Consider the following 21,766-nt stretch of genomic DNA (forward strand, 5'->3'; position numbering starts at 1 on the left):
CTTGCCTAAACAATCATTAGGCTTTTTTCGGGCGTTTTGCTCCGTATTTCGAGCGACCTTGAGCGCGTTTTTGCACTGCTGTGGTGTCCAAGGCACCGCGAATCACGTGATACCGTACACCTGGCAAATCCTTAACACGACCTCCACGGAGAAGAACCACGGAGTGCTCTTGAAGATTGTGTCCGATACCCGGTATATAGGCTGTGACTTCCAGCTGATTCGTCAAACGAACACGAGCAACTTTCCGAAGTGCAGAGTTAGGCTTTTTAGGAGTTGTCGTATAAACCCTCGTGCACACCCCCCTCTTTTGCGAGGAGCCTCCGGACGGGAATTGCTTACGGTTTAGAGAGTTATAGCCCCACTGTAACGCTGGAGCTGTCGATTTTTTCTCGATTGAGGTACGACCTTTACGAATGAGTTGGTTAATTGTCGGCATGTCTCCACCTCCTTTCTGATCAAATCAATATACAAGGAATTGCTTGCCTCAGCATGTAGCAAGCAATTCCAAAACCAGCAGTCGAATAAGATTAGTCTTTCAAGATAGCAGCCACGGCTGTTCCGACTTCGATTCCGAAGGCTTTACCAAGTTCTTTCATGCTCGAAACTTCTATGCGTTCAACATTATGATTTCGGCACAACTCCAGAATTGGGCGCAGCACATGCATTTCAGCATCGTTAGCCAGATATACGCGCTGAACAATCCCTTTTTCCAGGGCGCGTTGGGTTTGCTTTAACCCAACAGTTTTATTTTTAGCAAGTTTAAAGGTTTCATCAAGCAACAAGATGCTTTCCCCCTTAGTCGCACTATAGTAGTTTAGCATTTGCATTCAAACGTGTCAATAATTTCAAACTGGATTTGTTTCTAAGGTTTTGATATTGCGATATCGAGCCATGCCTGTCCCCGCCGGAATTAACTTTCCGATGATGACATTTTCCTTGAGACCCAGCAAGGGATCCACTTTTCCTTTGATCGCTGCTTCCGTGAGCACACGAGTCGTCTCTTGGAAGGATGCGGCAGACAAGAAGGAGTCTGTAGCCAAAGATGCCTTGGTAATTCCTAGAAGCACGGCATGGGCTACGGCAGGTTCTCCGCCGTTGACAATGGCCTTAGCGTTCTCATCCTGAAAATCGAAAATATCTATGAGACCGCCCGGAAGCAGGCTGGTGTCACCGGCATCGTCAATTTTAACTTTGCGCAGCATTTGGCGGACCATAACTTCAATGTGTTTATCATTAATATCAACCCCTTGGAGACGATAAACACGCTGAACCTCACCCAGCAGATAGACCTGAACTCCACGTTGGCCTTTAACTTTCAACATATCGTGAGGGTTAATGCTTCCTTCGGTCAGCTCATCTCCCGCTTCAACGAACTGCCCGTCTTTAACACTGAGGCGGGAGCCGTAAGGAACGGAATACGTAACATGCTCATCGGATTCTGTCGTGATTTCTACTTCCCGACGCCCCTTAACTTCACTAATCGAGGCCTTCCCTTTGATTTCTGAAATGATCGCCTGCCCTTTCGGCTTGCGAGCTTCAAAAAGTTCCTCTACCCGCGGAAGACCTTGGGTAATATCGTCTCCTGCCACACCACCGGTATGGAATGTCCGCATGGTAAGCTGGGTTCCAGGCTCACCGATGGACTGGGCGGCAATGATTCCCACTGCTTCGCCCATTTCCACAGGACGACCAGTAGCCAAGTTTCGCCCATAACATTTCTTGCAGACGCCATAGCGTGAGGTACAAGCCAAGACGGAGCGAATGACGACAGAATCAAACTCTTTGGCAATTTCTTTTGCTTGTTCTTCAGTCATTTCGCGGTCCGGGGTAGCAAGGAGTTTTCCAGTCACTGGGTGATGCAACTCCTCGAGCAAGAAACGGCCTACCAGACGTTCTTCTAATGGCTCAATAATTTCCGGACCATCCTTAATGTCTTCCACAATAATACCTGTCGTTGTTCCGCAGTCTTCTTCACGCACAATGACGTCCTGAGAGACATCAACCAAACGTCGGGTTAAGTACCCCGAGTCTGCTGTCCGCAATGCTGTGTCGGCAAGACCTTTCCGAGCACCATGAGAAGAAATGAAGTATTCCAAAACTGTAAGTCCTTCACGGAAATTCGCCTTAATCGGCAATTCAATCGTTCGTCCAGACGGATCGGCCATAAGTCCCCGCATCCCAGCTAATTGTCGAAGCTGTTGAATGTTACCCCGAGCTCCTGAAGTCGCCATCATATAGACCGGGTTGAACTGATTCAAGCTTTCCATCAAGGCATCCGTCACTGTTTTAGTCGCTTTGGCCCAAGTATCAATGACTAAGTTATAGCGCTCATCATCCGTTATCAAACCACGACGGTATTGTTGTTCTGTTTTAGCAACGGCAGCATCGGCATTTGAAAGGATTTCAGTCTTGGCTTCAGGAACCGTAATATCCGTCAGACCAACGGTCATCCCTGCACGAGTCGAGAATTTAAAGCCTTGGCTCTTTAGGCCATCCAACAGGGCTGCGGTTGCTTCATAACCTGCCAAACGGTAAGTTTTAGCTACAATTTCTCCAAGACCCTTTTTACCGACAACTTCATTAAAGTAGCCGATCTCCTTAGGAATCACGGAATTAAAGATTAGGCGGCCAACGGTAGTCTCTAAGAGTCCTTCATCTCGCCGAACTTGAATCTTCGCCTGTAAATGGACTTCTTTTGAATCATAGGCCAATACAGCTTCATCAAAATCTTTAAAAATCTTACCCTCACCTAAGGCACCCGGACGTTCCATAGTCAAGTAATAGGATCCAAGAACCATGTCTTGAGTCGGAGTCTGAACAGGGCGCCCGTCTTTTGGATTCAGGATGTTATGTGATGCCAGCATAAGCAGCCGGGCTTCCGATTGAGCCTCAGCCGATAATGGAACGTGTACGGCCATTTGGTCTCCGTCAAAATCGGCGTTATAGGCTGTGCAAACGAGTGGGTGGATTTGCAGGGCACGGCCTTCTACTAAAATAGGTTCAAAGGCCTGAATGCCCAAACGGTGAAGGGTTGGGGCACGATTCAAAAGAACTGGGTGATCCGTAATGACATCCTCCAGAACGTCCCAGACCTCGGGGCGAACCCGCTCAACCATCCGTTTAGCACTTTTAATATTGTGGGCATGGCCTTCATTCACTAGTTTCTTCATAACAAAAGGTTTAAAGAGTTCTAAGGCCATTTCTTTCGGAAGGCCGCATTGATGAAGTTTAAGGTTTGGTCCAACCACAATAACCGAACGGCCCGAGTAGTCCACGCGTTTTCCTAGGAGGTTTTGACGGAAGCGGCCTTGCTTACCTTTAAGCATATCGCTTAAAGATTTTAAAGGACGATTTCCCGGTCCTGTCACCGGACGCCCCCGACGGCCATTGTCGATCAAGGCATCAACCGCTTCCTGGAGCATTCTTTTTTCGTTTCGAACAATGATATCTGGGGCACCTAAGTCTAATAAACGCTTTAAGCGGTTGTTACGGTTAATGACGCGTCGATAGAGATCATTCAGGTCAGAAGTAGCAAACCGTCCACCATCTAACTGGACCATAGGACGCAGTTCAGGCGGAATAACCGGTACAACATCCATAATCATCCATTCCGGGCGATTCCCGGAGGATTTAAAGGCTTCGACCACTTCCAGGCGCCGAATAGCCCGAATTTTACGTTGACCGGAAACTTCTTTGAGCTCGCCACGCAGTTCATCGTTGAGCTTATCCAGGTCCATTTCAGCCAGCAAGAGTTTAACCGCTTCAGCGCCCATGCTTGCTTGGAAACGATCCCCATACTTCTCACGATATTCACGATACTCTGTCTCAGTCAAAAGTTGCTTTTTCATCAGGGAAGTATCCCCTGAATCCGTCACGATGTACGAAACGAAATACAATACCTTTTCCAGAGCACGTGGTGACATGTCTAAAAGCAGTCCCATGCGGCTGGGTATCCCTTTGAAGTACCAAATATGGGAAACGGGAGCGGCAAGAACGATATGCCCCATCCGCTCACGACGTACCTTCGAGCGAGTTACTTCAACTCCGCAACGATCACAAACAATTCCCTTATAACGTACCCGTTTATATTTTCCGCAGTGGCACTCCCAGTCCCTTGTCGGACCAAAGATCTTTTCGCAAAACAAACCTTCCCGTTCCGGCTTTAAGGTCCGATAGTTAATGGTTTCAGGCTTCTTCACTTCTCCAAACGACCAATCACGGATCATGTCCGGGGAAGCTAGGCCGATACGCATACGGTCGAAGTTATTGACGTCTAGCAATCTTATCGCTCCTTTCGTCCGGGGGACTATTTGAGATCGCCAAGATCTATATCATCATCTTCGAGGTCTTCCTCACTCAAATCATCGAGGGGATCCTCTTCTTCTACGACTTCATCCTCATCTTCTACGGCAACGAGACGAGGCCCCGGTGGAGGAAGTTCCTCATGAAGATCAATGCCGAGCTCCTTGGCGGTTTCTGCGATATCCTCATCGGTATCATGTATCTCAATTTCCTGATCATCAGAGGAGAGTACTCTTACATCCAGTCCCAAACTCTGCATTTCTTTAATCAATACTTTAAAGGATTCTGGAATTCCCGGTTCGGGAATATTCTCTCCTTTTACAATGGCTTCGTAAGTTTTTACACGTCCGACAACATCGTCTGATTTAACGGTAAGAATTTCTTGGAGAGTATAGGATGCTCCGTATGCTTCCAGAGCCCAAACTTCCATTTCTCCGAAGCGCTGGCCTCCAAACTGGGCTTTACCTCCCAAAGGCTGTTGAGTTACCAGAGAATAAGGACCAGTCGAACGGGCATGGATTTTATCGTCTACTAAATGGTGCAATTTCAGCACATACATGTAGCCCACAGTAATCTTACTGTCAAAGGGATCTCCTGTCCGCCCATCATATAACATCGTTTTGCCATCTCTCGGGAGACCTGCCTTCTCTAGAGTTTCAAAAATATCCTCTTCCCGAGCACCGTCAAAAACTGGTGTAGCAATTCGAATACCCAAAGCTTTAGCTGCCCAACCCAAGTGAGTTTCAAGAACCTGACCAATGTTCATCCGAGAAGGAACACCCAGCGGGTTTAATACGACTTCAATAGGGGTGCCATCCGGCATGAACGGCATATCCTCTTGGCGCATAATCCGCGAGATAACCCCTTTGTTTCCGTGGCGGCCAGCGACCTTGTCACCGACTGAAATCTTACGTTTTTGAGCGATATACACACGGACAAGCTGATTAACACCCGGAGAGAGTTCGTCCCCATTTTCGCGTGTAAAAACCTTTACATCAACAATTTTTCCGGCTTCTCCATGCGGAACCCGCAAGGAAGTATCCCGAACCTCACGTGCTTTTTCTCCGAAAATTGCCCGCAATAAACGTTCTTCAGCCGTTAGTTCTGTTTCTCCCTTCGGGGTAACCTTACCGACTAAAATATCCCCAGGACGAACTTCAGCACCGATACGGATAATTCCGCGTTCGTCGAGATCCTTTAAGACATCTTCCCCGACATTCGGAATATCTCTGGTGATTTCTTCCGGCCCAAGTTTCGTATCGCGCGCATCTGACTCATATTCTTCAATATGAATCGATGTATAATAATCTTCCCGAACAAGCTTTTCATTAATCAGGATAGCATCTTCGTAGTTATAACCTTCCCAGGTCATAAAAGCCACCAGAACGTTTCGGCCCAAAGCAAGCTCGCCGTGATCGGTCGATGGGCCATCCGCAATAATCTGGCTCGCTTCGACTTTATCGCCTTTTTTAACGATAGGGCGTTGGTTGATACAAGTTCCTTGGTTAGAGCGCGAGTACTTCAGAAGTTTATGCCGTTCCGTAGTACCATCGCCATGCAGAACTACAATATCATCTGCAGTCGCCCGTTCTACAACCCCGGCTTGTTTAGTAACAGCACATACTCCAGAATCTTTAGCCGTCTTATATTCCATTCCAGTTCCTACATACGGTGAATCCGTGCGCAGGAGAGGAACGGCTTGACGTTGCATGTTCGAACCCATCAAGGCCCGGTTGGCATCATCGTGCTCCAGAAATGGAATGAGGGCAGTTGCTATAGAGACCATTTGCTTAGGAGAAACGTCCATATAATCCACTTGACTCGGAGAGACGTGAACAAAATCCGGACCGTGTCGTCCATCAATCTTCTCTAAGAGGAACTTGCCATTTTCATCAAGCGGAGCATTTGCTTGAGCAACAATGTATTTTTCTTCCTCATCCGCTGTCAAATAGTGGATCTCATCAGTTACCCGACCGTTTTCTTTATCCGCCTTGCGGTATGGTGCTTCGATAAACCCATAAGGATTAATTCGGCCATACGTACTCAAGGAGCCAATTAAACCAATGTTCGGTCCTTCAGGCGTTTCTACCGGACACATCCGTCCATAGTGGGAGTAGTGTACGTCACGAACTTCGAAACCTGCCCGCTCACGGCTTAAACCACCTGGTCCCAAGGCACTTAAACGCCGCTTATGGGTCAGTTCCGCCAAAGGATTGGTCTGATCCATAAACTGAGACAACTGGCTGCTGCCGAAGAATTCTTTAATGGCGGCCACAACAGGGCGAATATTAATCAAAACTTGTGGAGTAATGACCTCAACGTCCTGAATCGTCATCCGCTCACGTACTACACGCTCCATTCGCGATAAACCAATGCGAAACTGATTCTGGAGCAATTCTCCCACAGAACGCAAACGGCGATTTCCTAAATGGTCGATGTCATCTTTATGACCTTCCCCTTCCATAAGGGCCAACATACGCTGAATACTGGCGACAATATCTCCACGCGTCAGGTGCCGGACTTCCATCGGAATGTCCAAGCCCAATTTCTTATTGAGTTTATAACGACCGACCTTCGCCAGATCGTAACGTTTAGCATCAAAAAAGAGGGCTTCTAATAACGAGCGCGCACTGTCGACCGTAGGAGGTTCTCCAGGTCTTAAACGTTTATAAATTTCCACTAAGGCTTCTTCCGTGGATTCTGAGTTGTCTCTTTCCAAGGTAGCGCGGATATATTCATTGTCATTAAACAACTCAAGGATTTGACCATTGCTGGAGTAGCCTAAAGCTCGAATGAGCACCGTGCCCGGGAGTTTTCGTGTTCGGTCAACCCTAACAAAGATATTATCGTTAATATCCGATTCGAATTCCAACCACGCTCCACGGTTTGGTATCACAGTAGCGCCGTAAAGTTTCTTACCACTTGGATCAATTTGCTCCGCATAGTAAACCCCAGGCGAACGGACAAGCTGACTGACAATAACACGTTCGGCTCCATTGATGATAAATGTACCCTTGTCAGTCATCAAGGGAAAGTCTCCCATGAAAACTTCCTGTTCCTTAACCTCTCCGGTTTCCTTGTTAATGAGGCGTACTTTTACACGCAGAGGCGCAGCAAAAGTAACATCCCGTTCCTTACACTCCTCTACTTGATATTTAGCCTCTCCTAAGCTGTAGTCGATAAATTCCAAAACGAGATTGCCCGTGAAGTCTTGAATTGGGGATATATCGCGAAACATATCGCGCAACCCTTCATCAAGAAACCAACGATAGGAGTTCTGCTGGATTTCAATTAAATTTGGCATGTCGAGGACTTCCCGAATTCTGGAATAACTCCAACGCTCTCGTATCCCTACCTTAACAGGATAGAACATTAACGCTTCACCCCTCAGTGCGGTTTTCTCTCATTGAGGTATAATATATTGACATAGACAGCCAAAAGCAAGGCCTCTTAATAAAACCTCGCTTAAACTGTCTATGGTATTCCGCATCATTGCGACAATTTCAAACTACTATCTCCTTATTATCCAATGCCTGTTAGTTATTACCATAGCATGGACGAATTAAGTAAAAATCCCAATCGTATGTATAGTAACATTCATAAAGTATACCAAATCCACTATTCTATGTCAAGAAGATTCTCTGGATTTGGAACTAATATCAAGGAAATCCGACCTTAAATTATGGACTCAAGGAAATGCCTTTTTAATGAACTTTTAGCGACTGGTAACAAAGAAGGCGCCCTCATCTTAGAGAGCACCTTCTTTATTTCTCTAAACTTATTTAACTTCGACAGTTGCGCCGGCTTCTGTTAATTTAGTTTTCAAAGCTTCAGCTTCATCTTTGGTAATTTTCTCTTTAACTGGCTTTGGAGCATTGTCAACGAGATCTTTGGCTTCTTTCAGACCTAAGCCGGTAACTTCACGAACAACTTTGATAACATTAATTTTAGAAGCACCACAATTGGTCAGGATGACATCAAATTCAGTTTTCTCTTCTGCTTCTTCAGCAGCAGGTGCTGCAGCACCTCCGACAGCTGCAACAGCAACAGGAGCTGCAGCACTGACACCAAATTCGGTTTCAAAGGCTTTAACGAGTTCGGAGAGTTCGAGGACAGTTAACCCTTTAACTGCTTCGAGAATTTCATTAACTTTAGACATTATTATTTCCTCCTTAAACTATTCAACATTTTATTTCCTGTAAATTATTAAACCTATTGAGCTTCCTTGAGTTTACGCACTTCTTCGAGAGCATAACCCATTTTGCGAATCGGTCCTTGAAGAACATTGACCATACCTGCCAAAGGTGCTTGCATACCCCGCAGAACCATGGCCAGCAACACTTCTCGCGACGGGAGATCTGCCAGATCTTTAACCCCATCAGGTCCAATAACTTTGCCTTCTAAAACTCCAGCCTTGACTTTGAATGTCTTAAGTTTATTGACTTTGACAAAGTCTAAGAGGATTTTAGCAGGGGCAACAGGATCTTTGCTAAAAGCAAGGGCTGTTGGTCCTTCCAAGTAAGTTTCGAGTCCTTCAACTCCTACTTCCTGAGCCGCCCGACGCACAAGCGTGTTTTTCAAAACTCGATACTCCACGCCGGCTTGGCGAAGCTGTGTCCGCAATTGCGTCACTTGAGCCACGGTTAAACCGCGATAATCCGCTAAAACAACCCCAGAGGATTGTTGAAACTTCTCTTTAATCTCCGAGACAACCAGACTTTTTTCTTCGATATTAGGCATTTTGTGTACCTCCTTCCTTAGGGTAACTCAGTAAAAAACCTCCGCTGCTGCAGAGGTTAAGAATGCCAAGTATATCTATAGGCACGTTCTCCGACCTCGGCAGGAAATTAAGCCATGCGGCACCTGCTTTCTACAGCGGATATTCAATTCCTGATAAGTGTACCCTCTTTGTAGAATACTGTCAAGAGAACTCTGATTAGAGCGCCTTTACGGGATTGATACTTACACCAGGGCCCATGGTCGACGTTACCGTTACACTACGAATATATTGACCTTTGGCTGCCGCTGGCTTTGATTTTACAATGGTCTCCCCTAAAGTACGATAGTTCTCTAACAATTGCTCTGGGCTGAAAGAAGCTTTGCCTATCGGAGCATGGATGATCCCAGCTTTTTCGGCACGATACTCAATCTTACCAGCTTTGATTTCCTTAATCGCACGAGTTACATCTGGTGTTACTGTACCAGTTTTCGGGTTTGGCATTAAGCCTTTAGGTCCGAGAACCCGGCCGAGCTTTCCGACCATTCCCATCATATCCGGCGTAGCTACTACCACATCAAACCCGAACCACCCTTGTTCAATCTTCGCAATCATATCTTCGGCGCCCACAAAATCAGCACCTGCTAATTCTGCCTCTTTCGCCTTGTCCCCTTTTGCAAAAACCAAAACTGAACGAGTTTTACCCGTTCCATTCGGGAGCACAAGAGCACCACGAATTTGTTGGTCAGCATGACGGGTGTCAATGCCTAATTTAAAAGCAACCTCAATGGTTTCATCAAATTTTGCTTTCGCATTAGCCTTTACAATTGCAAGTGCTTCAAGGGGTTCGTAATATCCAGTGCGATCAAAGGTCTTTACGGCCTCTTGATATTTTTTTCCTACTTTAGCCATTCACTTAACCTCCTTGTGGTAATGCGGGTTTAACCCTCCCACAATACATTTTAGACTTCTTCAACGATGATGCCCATGCTTCTTGCTGTACCTTCTACCATCCGCATTGCCGCTTCCACACTTGCTGCATTAAGATCTTTCATCTTAATGTCCGCAATCTCGCGCACTTTAGCTTTTGAGATCGTGGCAACTTTTTTGCGATTCGGTTCAGAAGAACCTGAATTAATGTTGGCTACCTTTTTAAGCAACACAGAAGCCGGTGGGGTTTTGGTAATAAAGGTAAAAGAGCGATCTTCATAGACGGTAATTTCCACCGGAATAATAAGCCCTGCTTGATCCTTAGTACGCTCATTGTATTCCTTGCAGAAGGCCATGATATTAACCCCGTGTTGACCAAGAGCCGGACCAACCGGAGGTGCCGGTGTAGCCTTACCTGCTGTTATCGCTAATTTAACCAAACCAATTACTTTCTTTGCCATTGTTATTACACCTCCTTGATAGAGTAATCCCTATTTTAGTCGAGTTTTTGTACCTGTGCGAAATCCAACTCCACAGGTGTTTCTCTTCCAAACATCGATACTTCCACACGCATTTTACCTTTATCCGGGAGAATTTCTCGAACTACTCCCACAAAATCCTTGAACGGCCCAGCAATAACCTGGACAGTTTGATTAACCTCGAAATCAATGCGAGCATGAAGCTCATCCATGCCCATCTGTTGGAGAATCCGGATAACCTCTTGTTCAAGAAGTGGAATCGGCTTTGTTCCCGTGCCTACGAAACCAGTCACTCCCGGTGTGTTGCGGACAACATACCAAGAATCGTCGGTCATTTCCATCTCGACAAGCACATAGCCAGGATAAACCTTGCGCTTGGTTACCTTTTCCTTCCCGTTCTTAAACTCAACTTCGTCTTCCATTGGAACAAGAACGCGAAAGATCTTCTCCTCCATATTCATGGATTCGACTCGTTTTTCGAGATTCATCTTAACTTTGTTTTCATAACCCGAGTACGTGTGAATAACAAACCAGTCTTTTGCCATTTCTCAGGGACCTCCTCAGACACTGCCGCAGAAACTCGCAGTTTAGGGCACTAGCTTGGTTAAGGCCATACTTAAACCGCCGTCCACAACCCACATGAGAATGGACACAATCCCCACCGCAAAAAACACAACTCCTGTGTAGGCGAGCAATTGTCTACGGCTTGGCCAGTGAACTTTCTTTAATTCACTCACAACCCCACGGAAATACTCTGCAGTCTTTTCCGTCTGTCGCTGAGTATTAGCTGGTTTCTTCAACGCGCCCATCACTTCACATCCTTACACGACATCGGTGTCCTCGACACTGTGACAACGCTTCCTGGCGTACAATCTAAACAGTTATAAAGAAAACTCGGCCAGCGTCCAAAGGCACTGTCTTCACACTTGTTAGCCATCAGGCGCAGGCGGTTGCCTTAGCTACACTTATGCAGAAAGTATTTAACTAAAAGTTGTACTTTCCGACAGGTGCAAAAAAAAAATTACTTGGTTTCCTTATGGAGAGTATGGCTTTTGCAGACCTTGCAGTACTTTTGGGCTTCTAAACGATCAGGGTTATTTTTCTTATTCTTCATCGTAGCATAGTTACGGTGCTTGCAATCCGTACACGCTAAAATAATGCCAACACGCATTCACGAACACCTCCCAGACAACGGTAGGACGCTGCATTTATTCCATTACTCAAGTACTTTATCACAAGATGATTACCCTGTCAAGAAAATACCTGGTAACAAAAAAGACAGCCTAGCTGTCTTTATAAACATACTTCAAAATAAATGGAGCCAACGAAGGGACTCGAACCCGCAACCTGCTGATTACAAATCAGCTGCTCTACCAATTGAGCTACGTTGGCATTTTGTTTGTACCGCAGCAACGCTCCGCTGTTAGGCACTCATATAATTTAGCATCTTTTCTCCCCAAATGCAAGCTTTTTTTCTTTAGAAGTGTATGTAAAATTATCCATCCCGACGTTCAAGGTAGCGTTCAAGTTTCCTCTTCACTCTCTGCAACGCGTTGTCGATCGATTTCACATGTCTCTTCAGGTCAACAGCAATTTCCTGATACGATTTCCCTTCCAGATAAGACATCAGTACCTTCCATTCTAAGGAACTGAGAATTTCACCCATCTTTTCTTCAATGTCATCAAACTCTTCTCGGCTAATAATCAGTTCTTCCGGGTCCGTGATGCGAGTTCCCGAGATGACATCAAGCAGGGTTCGATCAGAATCTTCGTCATAGATAGGCTTATTAAGAGATACATACGAGTTTAGGGGAATGTGTTTCTGCCTTGTCGCTGTTTTAATAGCTGTAATAATTTGGCGGGTTATGCATAATTCCGCAAATGCCCTGAATGAAGAGAGTTTGTCGCCGCGGAAGTCTCTAATGGCTTTATAGAGTCCAATCATTCCTTCTTGAATAATATCTTCGCGATCCGCCCCTATGAGAAAATAGGAACGAGCTTTTGCCCTAACGAAGTTTTTATATTTGTTGATTAGATACTCTAGTGCTGCCGCGTCGCCTTCCTTGGCAAGCTCAACCATCTCTTCATCTACGATAATGTCGATGATTTCGCACTCTGGTTCTGGTTGGGCTTGAAAAGTCAAGTTGATCCCCCCTACAATGTCGTCATGAAGAAGACGCAATCTCGCCTAGCCCTTGTCCACGGGAACATTCTCATTATACTCGACGCTGAAGAACAGCGTCAAGGCGAAGTTTTGGTTGTTCTGTCGCTATTCGTAAAGTTCAAGGTCAAAGATCTGGGAACAAGGCTCGAAGTTGTCTGAAAGCGAGACTTTTAGACAAGCATTATTACGCCCTTCGATTTTCTATGTCTGATCGTGCTTTGAGCCTCGTATCTTGCTATGTTCCGCTCTAGATTTAGCGGGAGCGGAGCCTCTGCCTGAGAGTTTCATAAAGCATAACGGATCCGGCAACGCTCGCATTAAGCGACGTTACTCTCCCCTTCATCGGCAGGCTGATAAGCTCGTCACAATTCTCTCGCAGCAAACGACTGATGCCTTTGCCTTCGCTGCCGATGACAATGACTCGTGAGCCTGTGAGATCTGCTTTAAAAGCATCACTTCCTCCGGCTTCAGCACCAGACACCCAACACCCCTTCTTCTTTAAATCTTTAAGTGTTTGCACCAAATTACTTACACGCGCAACTAAAACATGTTCGACAGCTCCGGCTGATGTTTTCGCAACCGTTCCTGTCAAGGCAACACTGCGCCGTTTGGGAATGATAACTCCGTGAGCACCCACCGCGTCAACGGTCCGCAACAATGCCCCCAGATTGTGGGGATCTTCAATTTCATCCAACATTAAGATAAACGGATCTTCCTGCCGTTTTTCCGCCAGGGCGAGTATGTCTTCAACTTCAGCGTACTCCCTGGCAGCTACATACGCCAACATACCCTGATGCCGCTCACGTTGAGTTAAACGATCAAGGACCTGTCGATCTACAAATTGATATGGGATGTTCCTTTCCTGCAGGAGGGAGAGAATTTCTTGATTCCGCCCATTCGAACCTTCCGAGAGCAAGAGAACTTTGTTGACAGGTTTCCCGCTTTTTAAAAGCTCAAACACCGGATTTTTACCATAAACGATTTCATCGTTCAAATTATTCACGTCTTCTTTCCTTGAAGGGTTTGTAATCTTCCACAACTATAGGTACCTTGATGACATACTCCCAGAGTCACACAAGTCGGTCCTGCTTCACTAAACAGATTTGGAGCCACATTGCGTACTAAATCCAGCATACTCTCCGCCAGGCTGCGAATTTCCCACTGAGCTCTCATACAGGTGCGGTGCTCAAAGAAGTTCAATAACGAACGTGCATTAAAGGTAGCCATTAACGAAGTCGTGCAGGCATTGGGCAGGACAAAGCGGGCATCTTCAGCAGGGACCATATTCTGAAGCGCTTGGTACTCCTCTTGAAGGCGTGCCATAACCCCCTCAAAGCGTTCCATAGCCTCGGGATTCCGTCGGATGCTCGGCGGAATAACATACTCAAAGCCATTCTCTTTTACATAACGTTGAGAGCGTTGAGAATAACTGGCGATCCTATGACGCACTAGTTGATGAGACAAAGCCCGCGAGACTCCATCGATAGAAAACTGAAAGCTCACATGTTCAAAGGGAGAAAGATGGCCCATATCGCGTAATTTACGAACAAAACGAGCCACTGTCTCATCATCCAGGCGTTCAAAAAGCTCCGGCACAGGATCTGCCGAGTAGCACAAACGCGCGGCGGAAGCCACAACCTTTTCAGGATCTGGTGTATATTGAATTAGATCCACTTTCATTTCGACAGCCCTCTTTCTTCTCCATCGTCTATACCTATTTCTTTTCTTAATCCTTCCTCTAAGATTCCTTCCACTTGACGAAATGCCCAGTGCATACGCTCTACCTGTCCGGTCAATTGCCAATACCCAACTAAGCTTTCAAACGCTGTGGCATGACGGTATGTCACAACATCAACATTTTTCGGATAGCCGCCTTTAGCATTGCGTCCACGTAAAACCACCTGCTGTTCCACATCGCCAAGATCCGGGAGCAAGGCATGTAAGATCTGGGCTTGAGTCCCAGCGCAAACGTAACGAATCGCTTGTTTGTGAAGTTCCTTAACTTTTTCATGTCCTAACTCCAGCAAATGCGTCCGAACCCATAGTTCATAAACTGCATCCCCCAAATATGCTAGGGTTAAGGGGTTCATTTCTTGCCAACTGCGCATACGGTCACCTTTCAAAACTTTTTAATTTGCCACCTCGCACCTTGCGGAGTATCCTCAATAATAATTCCCTGGGACTTGAAGGCATCTCGTATAAAATCTGACATCTCCCAGTCTTTTTTCTGCCGAGATTTAGAGCGAATCTGAAGAACGATCTCCATCACCTTGGAGAGCATTTCTTCATTTTCTACGTGTACTTGGGAAGGATGCAGAAGATCAAATCCCAGCACCTCTCCCAGCTCAACCAAGGTTCCTTGCGCTTTTGCCAGTCCTTCAGAAGAAACAGGATGTTCCTGGACATACCCATTCATAGTCTTTGCTAATTCAAAGAGAGCAGCATAGGCCAATGCAGAATTGAAATCATCATCCATCGCTCTCTCAAAGGATTCACGGGCTTCCTGGGCAGCCTTAAACAGTCCTTCCCCAATCCGTTCATCCTTGACGGACTCCTTTCGGTCAAGAGCCTGCTGGGCTAAACGAACGCTTGTTTGCAGCCGTTCCAACCCTTTTTGGGCCATTCCCAAATTCTCATCATTGAAATCCAGCGGGCTGCGGTAATGGGTACCAAGCAGATAAAACCGAATGACTTCTCCAGGATTCTTCACAAGCAGCTCCCGAGTTGTGAAGAAATTGCCCAAAGACTTGGACATTTTCTCCTGGTTAATGGTCAGAAAGGCATTGTGCATCCAGTAGCGTGCGAAGGTCTGACCTTTTAGATACCCTTCCGTTTGAGCAATTTCATTTTCATGATGCGGGAAAACCAAATCTCCTCCGCCGCCGTGAATGTCAAATCCTGCACCTAAATACTTCAACGACATTGCCGTACATTCAATATGCCACCCCGGCCGTCCCTTACCCCACGGACTTTCCCAGGACGGTTCACCAGGCTTGGCCTTTTTCCAAAGCGCAAAATCCATCGGATGATGTTTGCGTTCATCCACTTCAACCCTTGCTCCGGCCTTCATATCCTCTAATGTCCTGCCGGAGAGTTTCCCGTAGTTGGGAAAACGATCTACCGCAAAGTACACATCCCCATCCACCGGGTAGGCAAGCCCCGTTTCGACCAAGCCTTGGATAATCTCTATCATTTCCGGAATATGTTCGGTGGCCTTGGGATGAACCGTGGCCGGAAGAATGTTAAGGGCTTGAGCATCCTTAAAATATTCGTCAATATATTTTTGGCCTAAAGCCAGAGGGTCCATCTTCTCGATGTTCCCTCGTTGAATAATTTTGTCATCCACATCCGTAAAATTCTGCACGTAGCGGACATCATACCCCTTATACATAAAGTAACGTCGTATCATGTCAAAGACGACAAACATCCGTGCATTCCCTGCATGAAAAAAGTTATAGGTCGTCGGACCGCAAACGTACATTGCAACCTTCCCGTTCTCTCGAGGCCTGAACTCCTCTTTTTGCCGGGTCATTGTGTTGAATAATTTCAAAGACATTGTATCGACTCTCCTCTTCTTTTAAGCGTTGTTCCAGATACTCTACCCGCTGCATTAAACACCTTAGCATTTCATTGACTGGATCCGGCAGGTCATCATGCCTCAAATCAGGGTCTTTAATTGGAACCCCGTGATGAAGAACAATCCTCCCCGGTATACCTACAACCGTTGTGTCACTGGGAACGGATTTATTAACGACGGAACCAGCGCCTATTTTAACATTATCTCCAACTTTAAAGGAACCTAAAATCTTGGCGCCGGTGCCAATAACAACATTATTGCCAATCGTTGGGTGCCGCTTGCCTTTTTCTTTTCCAGTTCCGCCGAGCGTGACCCCTTGATACAGGGTAACATTGTCACCGACTTCTGCAGTTTCTCCGATAACCACTCCACTGCCGTGGTCTATAAAAAAGCCCTGCCCAATCTTGGCACCCGGATGAATCTCAATCCCCGTGAGAAATCTGGAAAACTGGGAAATCATTCGCGGCAAGAGTACCAAATTGTGTTGATACAACCAATGGGCCAGTCGATGAAATAGCACCGCGTGAAAACCCGGATAACAAAAGATCACCTCTACGATACTTTTAGCAGCGGGATCTCGTTCAAAAATCACTCGAATATCGCGCCTGATTTGGCCAAAGATCATTCTCGTACACCCCTTTCCTGATTAATCCTATTCGAACAACCTTAAATTGGGTACAAAAAAAGCGGAATCTTCGTCCAGAGACGAAAGGTTCCGCGGTTCCACTCTGATTGAACGAACATGGTCGTTCCAACTTAACAACTTTAACGCAGTTAACACGGAAGGGCATACTTTTCATTTCTGCCGCTCAACTCCGAGATGCACTTCCAAAAATTCCTCGCCGATGGCTTACACTATCCCATCCTCGCTAGTGGCAATTCCTTTTTGTACTCTCTCTCATCATCGCCTTGATTATTAAATAATAACCTATTATAGGGCAGACTCCCGTCTCTGTCAATAAAGCTTATCCAGCGCTATAACCAGACACTCCTCATAACAACCCCATTAACTTGCAGTATTTGTTAATTTGCTAATCCCAACTTCTATTCTTCTTAACGTTTCCGTTTTACCCAATAATTCTGCTAACTCGAGAGCACCGCCGGGGCTGGATTCCAATCCAGAAAGTGCCGTTCTAAGGGGCCAGAGCACTTGTCCATTTTTAACTTCTAATTTGGAGATTAAATTTGCAAGATTCTCCTCTATGTTAGCCAAATCCCAAGTTTCTATGGTGGACATTGCCTCTTTAGCTGCTCTTAAATTATTTAGAGAATTAGCAACATCAGTTTTCATCTTCTTATGAACATACAACATAATATCATAGTCGGGGAGACTGTTCAGAAAATCAACCTTCTCAGGGATTTCACTTAGAATTTCTGTTCTCTTTTGCAGCAAAGCACTAATTTTTTTAAAATCCATCTTACTGTCAAGAACTTGTTTGTAATATGGTAAAGCTAAAGCATTAAAGTCCTCCAGGCTTAATCTGCGAAGGTATTCACCGTTCATCCACTTTAATTTATTAAGATCAAAGATTGCCGGAGATTTGCTTAGCCCTTCAGTATTAAAACTCTTCTCAAGTTCCTGAAGAGAAAAGAATTCTTCATTGCTCCCAGGATTCCATCCCAGCAACACAATATAATTCACAATAGCCTCAGGCAGATATCCCTTTGAAATAAAATCTTCAAACGAGGCATCTCCTTCACGCTTGCTCAACTTCTTTTCTGCTGTCTTCATGATCGGCGGCAAATGAATATACTCAGGAATATCCCATCCAAACGCCGTATAGAGCAAATTGTATTTTGGTGTTGAAGATAGGTATTCCGACCCTCTCACAACATGGGTAATCTCCATCAAATGGTCGTCCACCACATTGGCAAAATTATAGGTTGGCAAGCCGTCCGATTTTAAGAGAACTCCTTCATCGAGTTCGGAATTTTCAACTGTAACAGTTCCGTAGACGAGATCGTGGAATGACGTTGTGCCTCCCTCGGGGATACGTTGACGTATAACATAGGGTTCATTACTCTTAAGTTTCTCAGAGACTTCCGACACACTCAGATTTTTGCAGTGACACATATGTTTAAAAGGATCCGACGTTGAATCGTTATTTTTTTTTGAGCTTTCAAGACGTTCTTTAGAGCAAAAACAGTAATAGGCACCCTCTAATTTAACAAGCTTATCTGCATAGTCTTTATAAATAGATTTCCGTTGGCTTTGAACGTACGGTCCAAAAGGCCCGCCAATGTCAGGGCCTTCATCATACTTCAAACCTACAATGCTAAGCGTTTTTAAGATTACCTCAATGGCCCCTTCAACAAAACGAGCTTGATCGGTATCTTCGATCCTTAACAAAAACTTCCCGCCCTGGGACTTGGCAATCAGATATTCATAGATAGCAGTTCTTAAGTTTCCAATATGCATATAGCCCGTCGGGCTTGGAGCAAATCTTGTCCTGACTTCTTTCATTGTCAACCACCTTAATACGTTCTCTATTTTTTAGCTCATTATAACAAAAGATTACTTAAAAAGCTCCTTATGGATTAACCTTTTCTAAATTGACGATGACCTGCGCTCCGATACCTTCACTCCGGCCTTCAAACCCCAGTCGTTCTGTGGTTGTCGCTTTCACCGAGACATTTTCAACCTCAATTTTTAAAGCTCGTGCCAGATTTATGCGCATTTGAGGGATGAACGGAGCAAATTTCGGACGCTCTGCCACAATAATACTATCTATATTTCCAACGCAGTATCCATGGTTTTCAATCAGTTCGACAACCCGCTCCAGCAAAAACAGACTTGAAATCCCAGAATAGCGGGGATCCCGATCAGGGAAATGTGCCCCTATATCTCCAAGAGCCAAGGCCCCTAATAATGCATCCATAAGAGCGTGAATTAAAACATCAGCATCCGAGTGTCCAAGTAAACCACGCTCATAGGGGACTTCCACCCCGCCCAAAATCAATTGTCTTCCTTCAACCAAGGCATGTACATCATAACCTATTCCGACTCTAATCTTCAACACCCCAATCTCAAAGGCCATCTTCATACAATCAGCTTTCGCGTGTCGAACGTTGTCCCTCGCGCAACGTAAGTATTCGTTCTGCTAACAGCAGGTCTTCTGGTGTTGTAACCTTGATATTCTCTTGAGAGCCCTCAATGACCTGGACAGAACACCCTATCCATTCTAACAGAGAAGCATCGTCCGTACCATAGTACCCAGCAGCAGCAGCCCGAAAATGTGCTTCTTCTAATTTATTACGCTCAAAGATCTGAGGTGTCTGGACAGCTCTTAGCAGATCTCTAGGTAACGTATCCGTCACCCGACCAACGTCATCAACCCGCTTAATAGTGTCCTTAACCTCAACCCCCATGATTGCTGCCGTAAGTCCTTCCGCCTCTTCAAGAAAGCGATGGAAATCCCGTAACGTCAAAAGGGGCCTAGCCCCATCATGAACCACTACCCGTTGAATAGTGGGACTGAGTGCAAGTACCCCTGACCGAACGGAATCTTGGCGTTGTTCTCCACCTTTGCAAATGCTGACAACTTTATCAAATCCATGCTGATCGACAAGCTCCCTTATTTGAGCAAGTTCGGTTTCAGCTCCTACGATGACAATTTCTGAGACATAGCCGGAAATCTGAAATACTCTAATCGTATGGGCTAAAATAGGTTGTCCTAATAACCTTAGAAATTGCTTATTGTGCCCGGCCCCCATCCGTTTGCCTTGACCGGCCGCAGGAATGACGATGCCCAAATCAGCCAATCGCATTCACCTCATCCGTCGAACGAAGACCCATCGGCTTTTTTTCTAAAGCGCTTTTAGGTTTAGCAAAAATCATCCGCCCAGCTGCAGTCTGCAAAACGCTGGTTACTAAAACGGTGACATTTTGCCCCATATAACGGCGACCTGTATCCACGACAATCATGGTCCCATCATCGAGATAAGCAACGCCCTGACCGGGTTCTTTACCCTCTTTCATCACTTGGACTAACATTTCCTCTCCCGGCAAAACAATCGGTTTCAAGGAGTTCGCTAATTCGTTGATGTTCAGAACCTTCACACCTTGAAGTTCTGCTACTTTATTTAGATTATAATCATTGGTTAACAGCGGTGAATTGAGAACTTGACCTAACCGCACCAGTTTACTATCAACTTCATTGATATCTTCGAAGTCTTGTTCATGAATATGAACCATGATAGCCGTTTCCTTGGAAATCTGATTAAGAATATCCAGACCCCTACGTCCCCGGTTTCGTTTCAAAAGATCTGAAGAATCGGCAATATGACGAAGCTCTTCTAAAACAAAACTTGGTATAAGTAAGGTTCCTTCAATGAAACCTGTTTTGACAATATCGGCAATTCGGCCGTCAATGATCACACTCGTATCAAGAATTTTATAGTGAGGATTCTGATCTTTGCTATCACCAGCCTCTAAGGGCTGTCCAGCCTTAGCTTCTTTTTGTTTATCTCCTCGATCTCGAAATCTCGGAATGAAATTAAGAAATCCTAAAACATCCTCTTTGCGTTTCATGCCGATCGTTAGCCCAAGATATCCTAAAAAAAGGCTTAAGAGCACAGCAAGAAGTGGTCCAAAAAACGTTATGCTAATGAATGAATTACTAAATAAACTTGAAATAATAAGTCCAATAATTCCTCCTATAGCCCCGCCCATCAGATCATGGGTTGGAACCCGAGTTAAGCGGGAATCCATCCAACGCATTAACGTGAGAACCGAGCGAATACTTAAAGGTGCAATTAAAAAACCCAAACAAGCAAATAATAGTATCATAGTGACGTATGTCCAGACCGGGGGAAAGTTCCATCCCAAAGATTGTAAAAGGTCAAGACGTAATAAGACATAATCCAGATAAAATCCTAATGTCCCAAATAATAGGGTGATGATCCCGCGTATTAGATTGCGAATCATCATTTCACCTCCTTTATCTTAGTTTGACTAAAAGTCTTTCCAATTATACTGTTTATTCCATTTATTTTCAAGTAAAGGCAATTTAATCCTATCTCTAAACCAACGCTTTAGAGAGCCATTGTCGGACAGCAGCTTCTTCGGACCCTTCCGTCAGGACAAGCTCGCTGATCAAAATCTGGCAGGCATTTTCGTACATCTTTTTTTCTCCGGTTGAAAGACCTTTCTCACCTTCTCTTTGGGCCAGACTACGTACCACATTAGCCACTTCGAAAATATTTCCGCTCTTAATTTTTTCCAGGTTGGCACGATAGCGCCGATTCCAGGCTAGGGTAGTTGCCGTGTCTTTCGTCTTTAATACTTCCAACACATCTTTTACCATTGTCGGAGAAATCACTTGCCGCAAACCCAAGTTCTCAACATTCTTTAAGGGTATAAACAACTTCATATTCCCCACAGGTAAATGCATGACATAATATTGGCTTATTTCACCGAGAACCTCTCGTTCTTCGATCGACTCTATAATTCCGGCACCGTGCATCGGATAGACAACCTTATCACCAACATTAAACATTCAGCCACCCCCTTCTTATCATTATAGCAAGGAACAAAGCCCCGGTCAAAATTTTAAAATTATACCATACAAGTCTTCTGCCTGTCAATTTCCCTTTTT

The 21,766-nt window shown here is 45.3% G+C and carries 23 protein-coding genes, 1 tRNA gene and 2 other annotated features; of the genes, 1 reads left to right on the forward strand and 23 read right to left on the reverse strand.

Features of this window, described 5'->3' with window-relative positions; genetic code table 11:
* Positions 1–16 precede the first annotated feature (16 nt).
* The 13 genes from rpsL to sigH all read right to left on the reverse strand — a co-directional run bounded on the left by rpsL (position 17) and on the right by sigH (position 12,571).
* Positions 17–436, reverse strand: coding sequence for a 30S ribosomal protein S12 (gene rpsL, locus VZF35_RS12105; RefSeq protein WP_308894285.1), 420 nt, complete (start codon positions 434–436; stop codon positions 17–19).
* A 91-nt stretch (positions 437–527) separates the two neighbouring features.
* A complete protein-coding gene (locus VZF35_RS12110) occupies positions 528–779 on the reverse strand; it encodes a ribosomal L7Ae/L30e/S12e/Gadd45 family protein (protein WP_407314595.1) in 252 nt (83 codons plus the stop codon).
* Between the two features lie 66 nt (positions 780–845).
* Positions 846–4,280 (reverse strand): DNA-directed RNA polymerase subunit beta', encoded by a 3,435-nt coding sequence (gene rpoC / locus VZF35_RS12115; protein WP_407313883.1) that lies wholly within the window; start codon positions 4,278–4,280, stop codon positions 846–848.
* A 26-nt stretch (positions 4,281–4,306) separates the two neighbouring features.
* Positions 4,307–7,675, reverse strand: coding sequence for a DNA-directed RNA polymerase subunit beta (gene rpoB / locus VZF35_RS12120; protein WP_407313884.1), 3,369 nt, complete (start codon positions 7,673–7,675; stop codon positions 4,307–4,309).
* A 405-nt stretch (positions 7,676–8,080) separates the two neighbouring features.
* The gene (gene rplL, locus VZF35_RS12125) at positions 8,081–8,461 is read right to left on the reverse strand and encodes a 50S ribosomal protein L7/L12 (RefSeq protein WP_407313885.1); all 381 of its coding nucleotides are present in this window, start codon (positions 8,459–8,461) and stop codon (positions 8,081–8,083) included.
* A gap of 53 nt (positions 8,462–8,514) precedes the next feature.
* Complete coding sequence (rplJ, locus tag VZF35_RS12130) at positions 8,515–9,042, reverse strand: 50S ribosomal protein L10 (RefSeq protein ID WP_407313886.1); 528 nt, start codon at positions 9,040–9,042, stop codon at positions 8,515–8,517.
* A 23-nt stretch (positions 9,043–9,065) separates the two neighbouring features.
* Positions 9,066–9,196: a sequence feature (ribosomal protein L10 leader region), on the reverse strand.
* Between the two features lie 42 nt (positions 9,197–9,238).
* A complete protein-coding gene (gene rplA, locus VZF35_RS12135) occupies positions 9,239–9,931 on the reverse strand; it encodes a 50S ribosomal protein L1 (RefSeq protein WP_407313887.1) in 693 nt (230 codons plus the stop codon).
* 50 nt (positions 9,932–9,981) lie between these two features.
* Positions 9,982–10,410 carry a 50S ribosomal protein L11 gene (gene rplK, locus VZF35_RS12140; RefSeq protein WP_407313888.1) on the reverse strand — a complete coding sequence of 143 codons (429 nt, stop codon included), beginning with the start codon at positions 10,408–10,410 and terminating at the stop codon, positions 9,982–9,984.
* Between the two features lie 35 nt (positions 10,411–10,445).
* A complete protein-coding gene (nusG, locus tag VZF35_RS12145) occupies positions 10,446–10,973 on the reverse strand; it encodes a transcription termination/antitermination protein NusG (protein ID WP_407313889.1) in 528 nt (175 codons plus the stop codon).
* Positions 10,974–11,015: 42 nt separating this feature from the next.
* The gene (secE, locus tag VZF35_RS12150; RefSeq protein ID WP_407313890.1) at positions 11,016–11,237 is read right to left on the reverse strand and encodes a preprotein translocase subunit SecE; all 222 of its coding nucleotides are present in this window, start codon (positions 11,235–11,237) and stop codon (positions 11,016–11,018) included.
* A 212-nt stretch (positions 11,238–11,449) separates the two neighbouring features.
* On the reverse strand, positions 11,450–11,599 hold the full coding sequence (gene rpmG, locus VZF35_RS12155) for a 50S ribosomal protein L33 (RefSeq protein ID WP_407313891.1): 150 nt from the start codon (positions 11,597–11,599) through the stop codon (positions 11,450–11,452).
* A 145-nt stretch (positions 11,600–11,744) separates the two neighbouring features.
* Positions 11,745–11,820 (reverse strand) — tRNA-Thr (locus VZF35_RS12160).
* Between the two features lie 103 nt (positions 11,821–11,923).
* Positions 11,924–12,571, reverse strand: a complete 648-nt coding sequence (gene sigH, locus VZF35_RS12165) for an RNA polymerase sporulation sigma factor SigH (RefSeq protein ID WP_407313892.1) — start codon at positions 12,569–12,571, stop codon at positions 11,924–11,926.
* Between the two features lie 24 nt (positions 12,572–12,595).
* On the opposite strand from sigH, the gene VZF35_RS12170 reads away from it, so the two are divergent.
* Complete coding sequence (locus VZF35_RS12170; protein ID WP_407313893.1) at positions 12,596–12,751, forward strand: hypothetical protein; 156 nt, start codon at positions 12,596–12,598, stop codon at positions 12,749–12,751.
* A gap of 94 nt (positions 12,752–12,845) precedes the next feature.
* On the opposite strand, the gene rlmB is transcribed toward VZF35_RS12170, so the two are convergent.
* The 10 genes from rlmB to VZF35_RS12220 form a co-directional block, all read right to left on the reverse strand.
* Positions 12,846–13,595, reverse strand: coding sequence for a 23S rRNA (guanosine(2251)-2'-O)-methyltransferase RlmB (rlmB, locus tag VZF35_RS12175; protein WP_407313895.1), 750 nt, complete (start codon positions 13,593–13,595; stop codon positions 12,846–12,848).
* Complete coding sequence (thyX, locus tag VZF35_RS12180) at positions 13,592–14,272, reverse strand: FAD-dependent thymidylate synthase (protein ID WP_407313897.1); 681 nt, start codon at positions 14,270–14,272, stop codon at positions 13,592–13,594. The genes rlmB and thyX overlap by 4 nt, the downstream gene beginning before the upstream one ends.
* A complete protein-coding gene (locus tag VZF35_RS12185) occupies positions 14,269–14,700 on the reverse strand; it encodes a Mini-ribonuclease 3 (RefSeq protein WP_407314597.1) in 432 nt (143 codons plus the stop codon). Before VZF35_RS12185 ends, thyX begins: the two co-directional genes overlap by 4 nt.
* Before the next feature lie 11 nt (positions 14,701–14,711).
* The gene (gene cysS / locus VZF35_RS12190; protein ID WP_407313899.1) at positions 14,712–16,148 is read right to left on the reverse strand and encodes a cysteine--tRNA ligase; all 1,437 of its coding nucleotides are present in this window, start codon (positions 16,146–16,148) and stop codon (positions 14,712–14,714) included.
* On the reverse strand, positions 16,045–16,791 hold the full coding sequence (cysE, locus tag VZF35_RS12195; RefSeq protein ID WP_407314599.1) for a serine O-acetyltransferase: 747 nt from the start codon (positions 16,789–16,791) through the stop codon (positions 16,045–16,047). The genes cysS and cysE overlap by 104 nt, the downstream gene beginning before the upstream one ends.
* Positions 16,792–16,867: 76 nt before the next feature.
* Positions 16,868–17,083 (reverse strand) — a binding site (T-box leader).
* Positions 17,084–17,175: 92 nt separating this feature from the next.
* Positions 17,176–18,633 (reverse strand): glutamate--tRNA ligase, encoded by a 1,458-nt coding sequence (gene gltX / locus VZF35_RS12200; protein ID WP_407313901.1) that lies wholly within the window; start codon positions 18,631–18,633, stop codon positions 17,176–17,178.
* Between the two features lie 67 nt (positions 18,634–18,700).
* Positions 18,701–19,207 (reverse strand): 2-C-methyl-D-erythritol 2,4-cyclodiphosphate synthase, encoded by a 507-nt coding sequence (gene ispF, locus VZF35_RS12205; protein WP_407314601.1) that lies wholly within the window; start codon positions 19,205–19,207, stop codon positions 18,701–18,703.
* Positions 19,208–19,217: 10 nt separating this feature from the next.
* Complete coding sequence (gene ispD, locus VZF35_RS12210) at positions 19,218–19,931, reverse strand: 2-C-methyl-D-erythritol 4-phosphate cytidylyltransferase (RefSeq protein ID WP_407314604.1); 714 nt, start codon at positions 19,929–19,931, stop codon at positions 19,218–19,220.
* Positions 19,924–21,096, reverse strand: a complete 1,173-nt coding sequence (locus VZF35_RS12215) for a PIN/TRAM domain-containing protein (RefSeq protein WP_407313903.1) — start codon at positions 21,094–21,096, stop codon at positions 19,924–19,926. The genes ispD and VZF35_RS12215 overlap by 8 nt, the downstream gene beginning before the upstream one ends.
* 94 nt (positions 21,097–21,190) lie before the next feature.
* A complete protein-coding gene (locus tag VZF35_RS12220; RefSeq protein WP_407313905.1) occupies positions 21,191–21,667 on the reverse strand; it encodes a CarD family transcriptional regulator in 477 nt (158 codons plus the stop codon).
* Positions 21,668–21,766 lie beyond the last annotated feature (99 nt).

It is taken from the genome of Desulfosporosinus paludis (assembly GCF_045689965.1).
In the GTDB taxonomy this organism is placed as follows: Bacteria; Bacillota; Desulfitobacteriia; order Desulfitobacteriales; family Desulfitobacteriaceae; genus Desulfosporosinus; species Desulfosporosinus paludis.

Excerpts from the sequence above, each read along its gene's own strand:
- rpoB (WP_407313884.1), bottom strand. The coding sequence starts at position 7,675 with ATGTTCTATCCTGTTAAGGTAGGGATACGAGAGCGTTGGAGTTATTCC.
- rplJ (WP_407313886.1), bottom strand. The coding sequence starts at position 9,042 with ATGCCTAATATCGAAGAAAAAAGTCTGGTTGTCTCGGAGATTAAAGAG.
- cysS (WP_407313899.1), bottom strand. The coding sequence starts at position 16,148 with ATGTCTTTGAAATTATTCAACACAATGACCCGGCAAAAAGAGGAGTTC.
- VZF35_RS12170 (WP_407313893.1), top strand. The coding sequence starts at position 12,596 with ATGAAGAAGACGCAATCTCGCCTAGCCCTTGTCCACGGGAACATTCTC.
- thyX (WP_407313897.1), bottom strand. The coding sequence starts at position 14,272 with ATGAAAGTGGATCTAATTCAATATACACCAGATCCTGAAAAGGTTGTG.
- secE (WP_407313890.1), bottom strand. The coding sequence starts at position 11,237 with ATGGGCGCGTTGAAGAAACCAGCTAATACTCAGCGACAGACGGAAAAG.
- rpmG (WP_407313891.1), bottom strand. The coding sequence starts at position 11,599 with ATGCGTGTTGGCATTATTTTAGCGTGTACGGATTGCAAGCACCGTAAC.
- rplL (WP_407313885.1), bottom strand. The coding sequence starts at position 8,461 with ATGTCTAAAGTTAATGAAATTCTCGAAGCAGTTAAAGGGTTAACTGTC.
- rpsL (WP_308894285.1), bottom strand. The coding sequence starts at position 436 with ATGCCGACAATTAACCAACTCATTCGTAAAGGTCGTACCTCAATCGAG.
- nusG (WP_407313889.1), bottom strand. The coding sequence starts at position 10,973 with ATGGCAAAAGACTGGTTTGTTATTCACACGTACTCGGGTTATGAAAAC.
- VZF35_RS12185 (WP_407314597.1), bottom strand. The coding sequence starts at position 14,700 with ATGCGCAGTTGGCAAGAAATGAACCCCTTAACCCTAGCATATTTGGGG.
- VZF35_RS12220 (WP_407313905.1), bottom strand. The coding sequence starts at position 21,667 with ATGTTTAATGTTGGTGATAAGGTTGTCTATCCGATGCACGGTGCCGGA.
- rplA (WP_407313887.1), bottom strand. The coding sequence starts at position 9,931 with ATGGCTAAAGTAGGAAAAAAATATCAAGAGGCCGTAAAGACCTTTGAT.
- rplK (WP_407313888.1), bottom strand. The coding sequence starts at position 10,410 with ATGGCAAAGAAAGTAATTGGTTTGGTTAAATTAGCGATAACAGCAGGT.
- ispF (WP_407314601.1), bottom strand. The coding sequence starts at position 19,207 with ATGGCCTTTGAGATTGGGGTGTTGAAGATTAGAGTCGGAATAGGTTAT.
- gltX (WP_407313901.1), bottom strand. The coding sequence starts at position 18,633 with ATGAAAGAAGTCAGGACAAGATTTGCTCCAAGCCCGACGGGCTATATG.
- VZF35_RS12215 (WP_407313903.1), bottom strand. The coding sequence starts at position 21,096 with ATGATTCGCAATCTAATACGCGGGATCATCACCCTATTATTTGGGACA.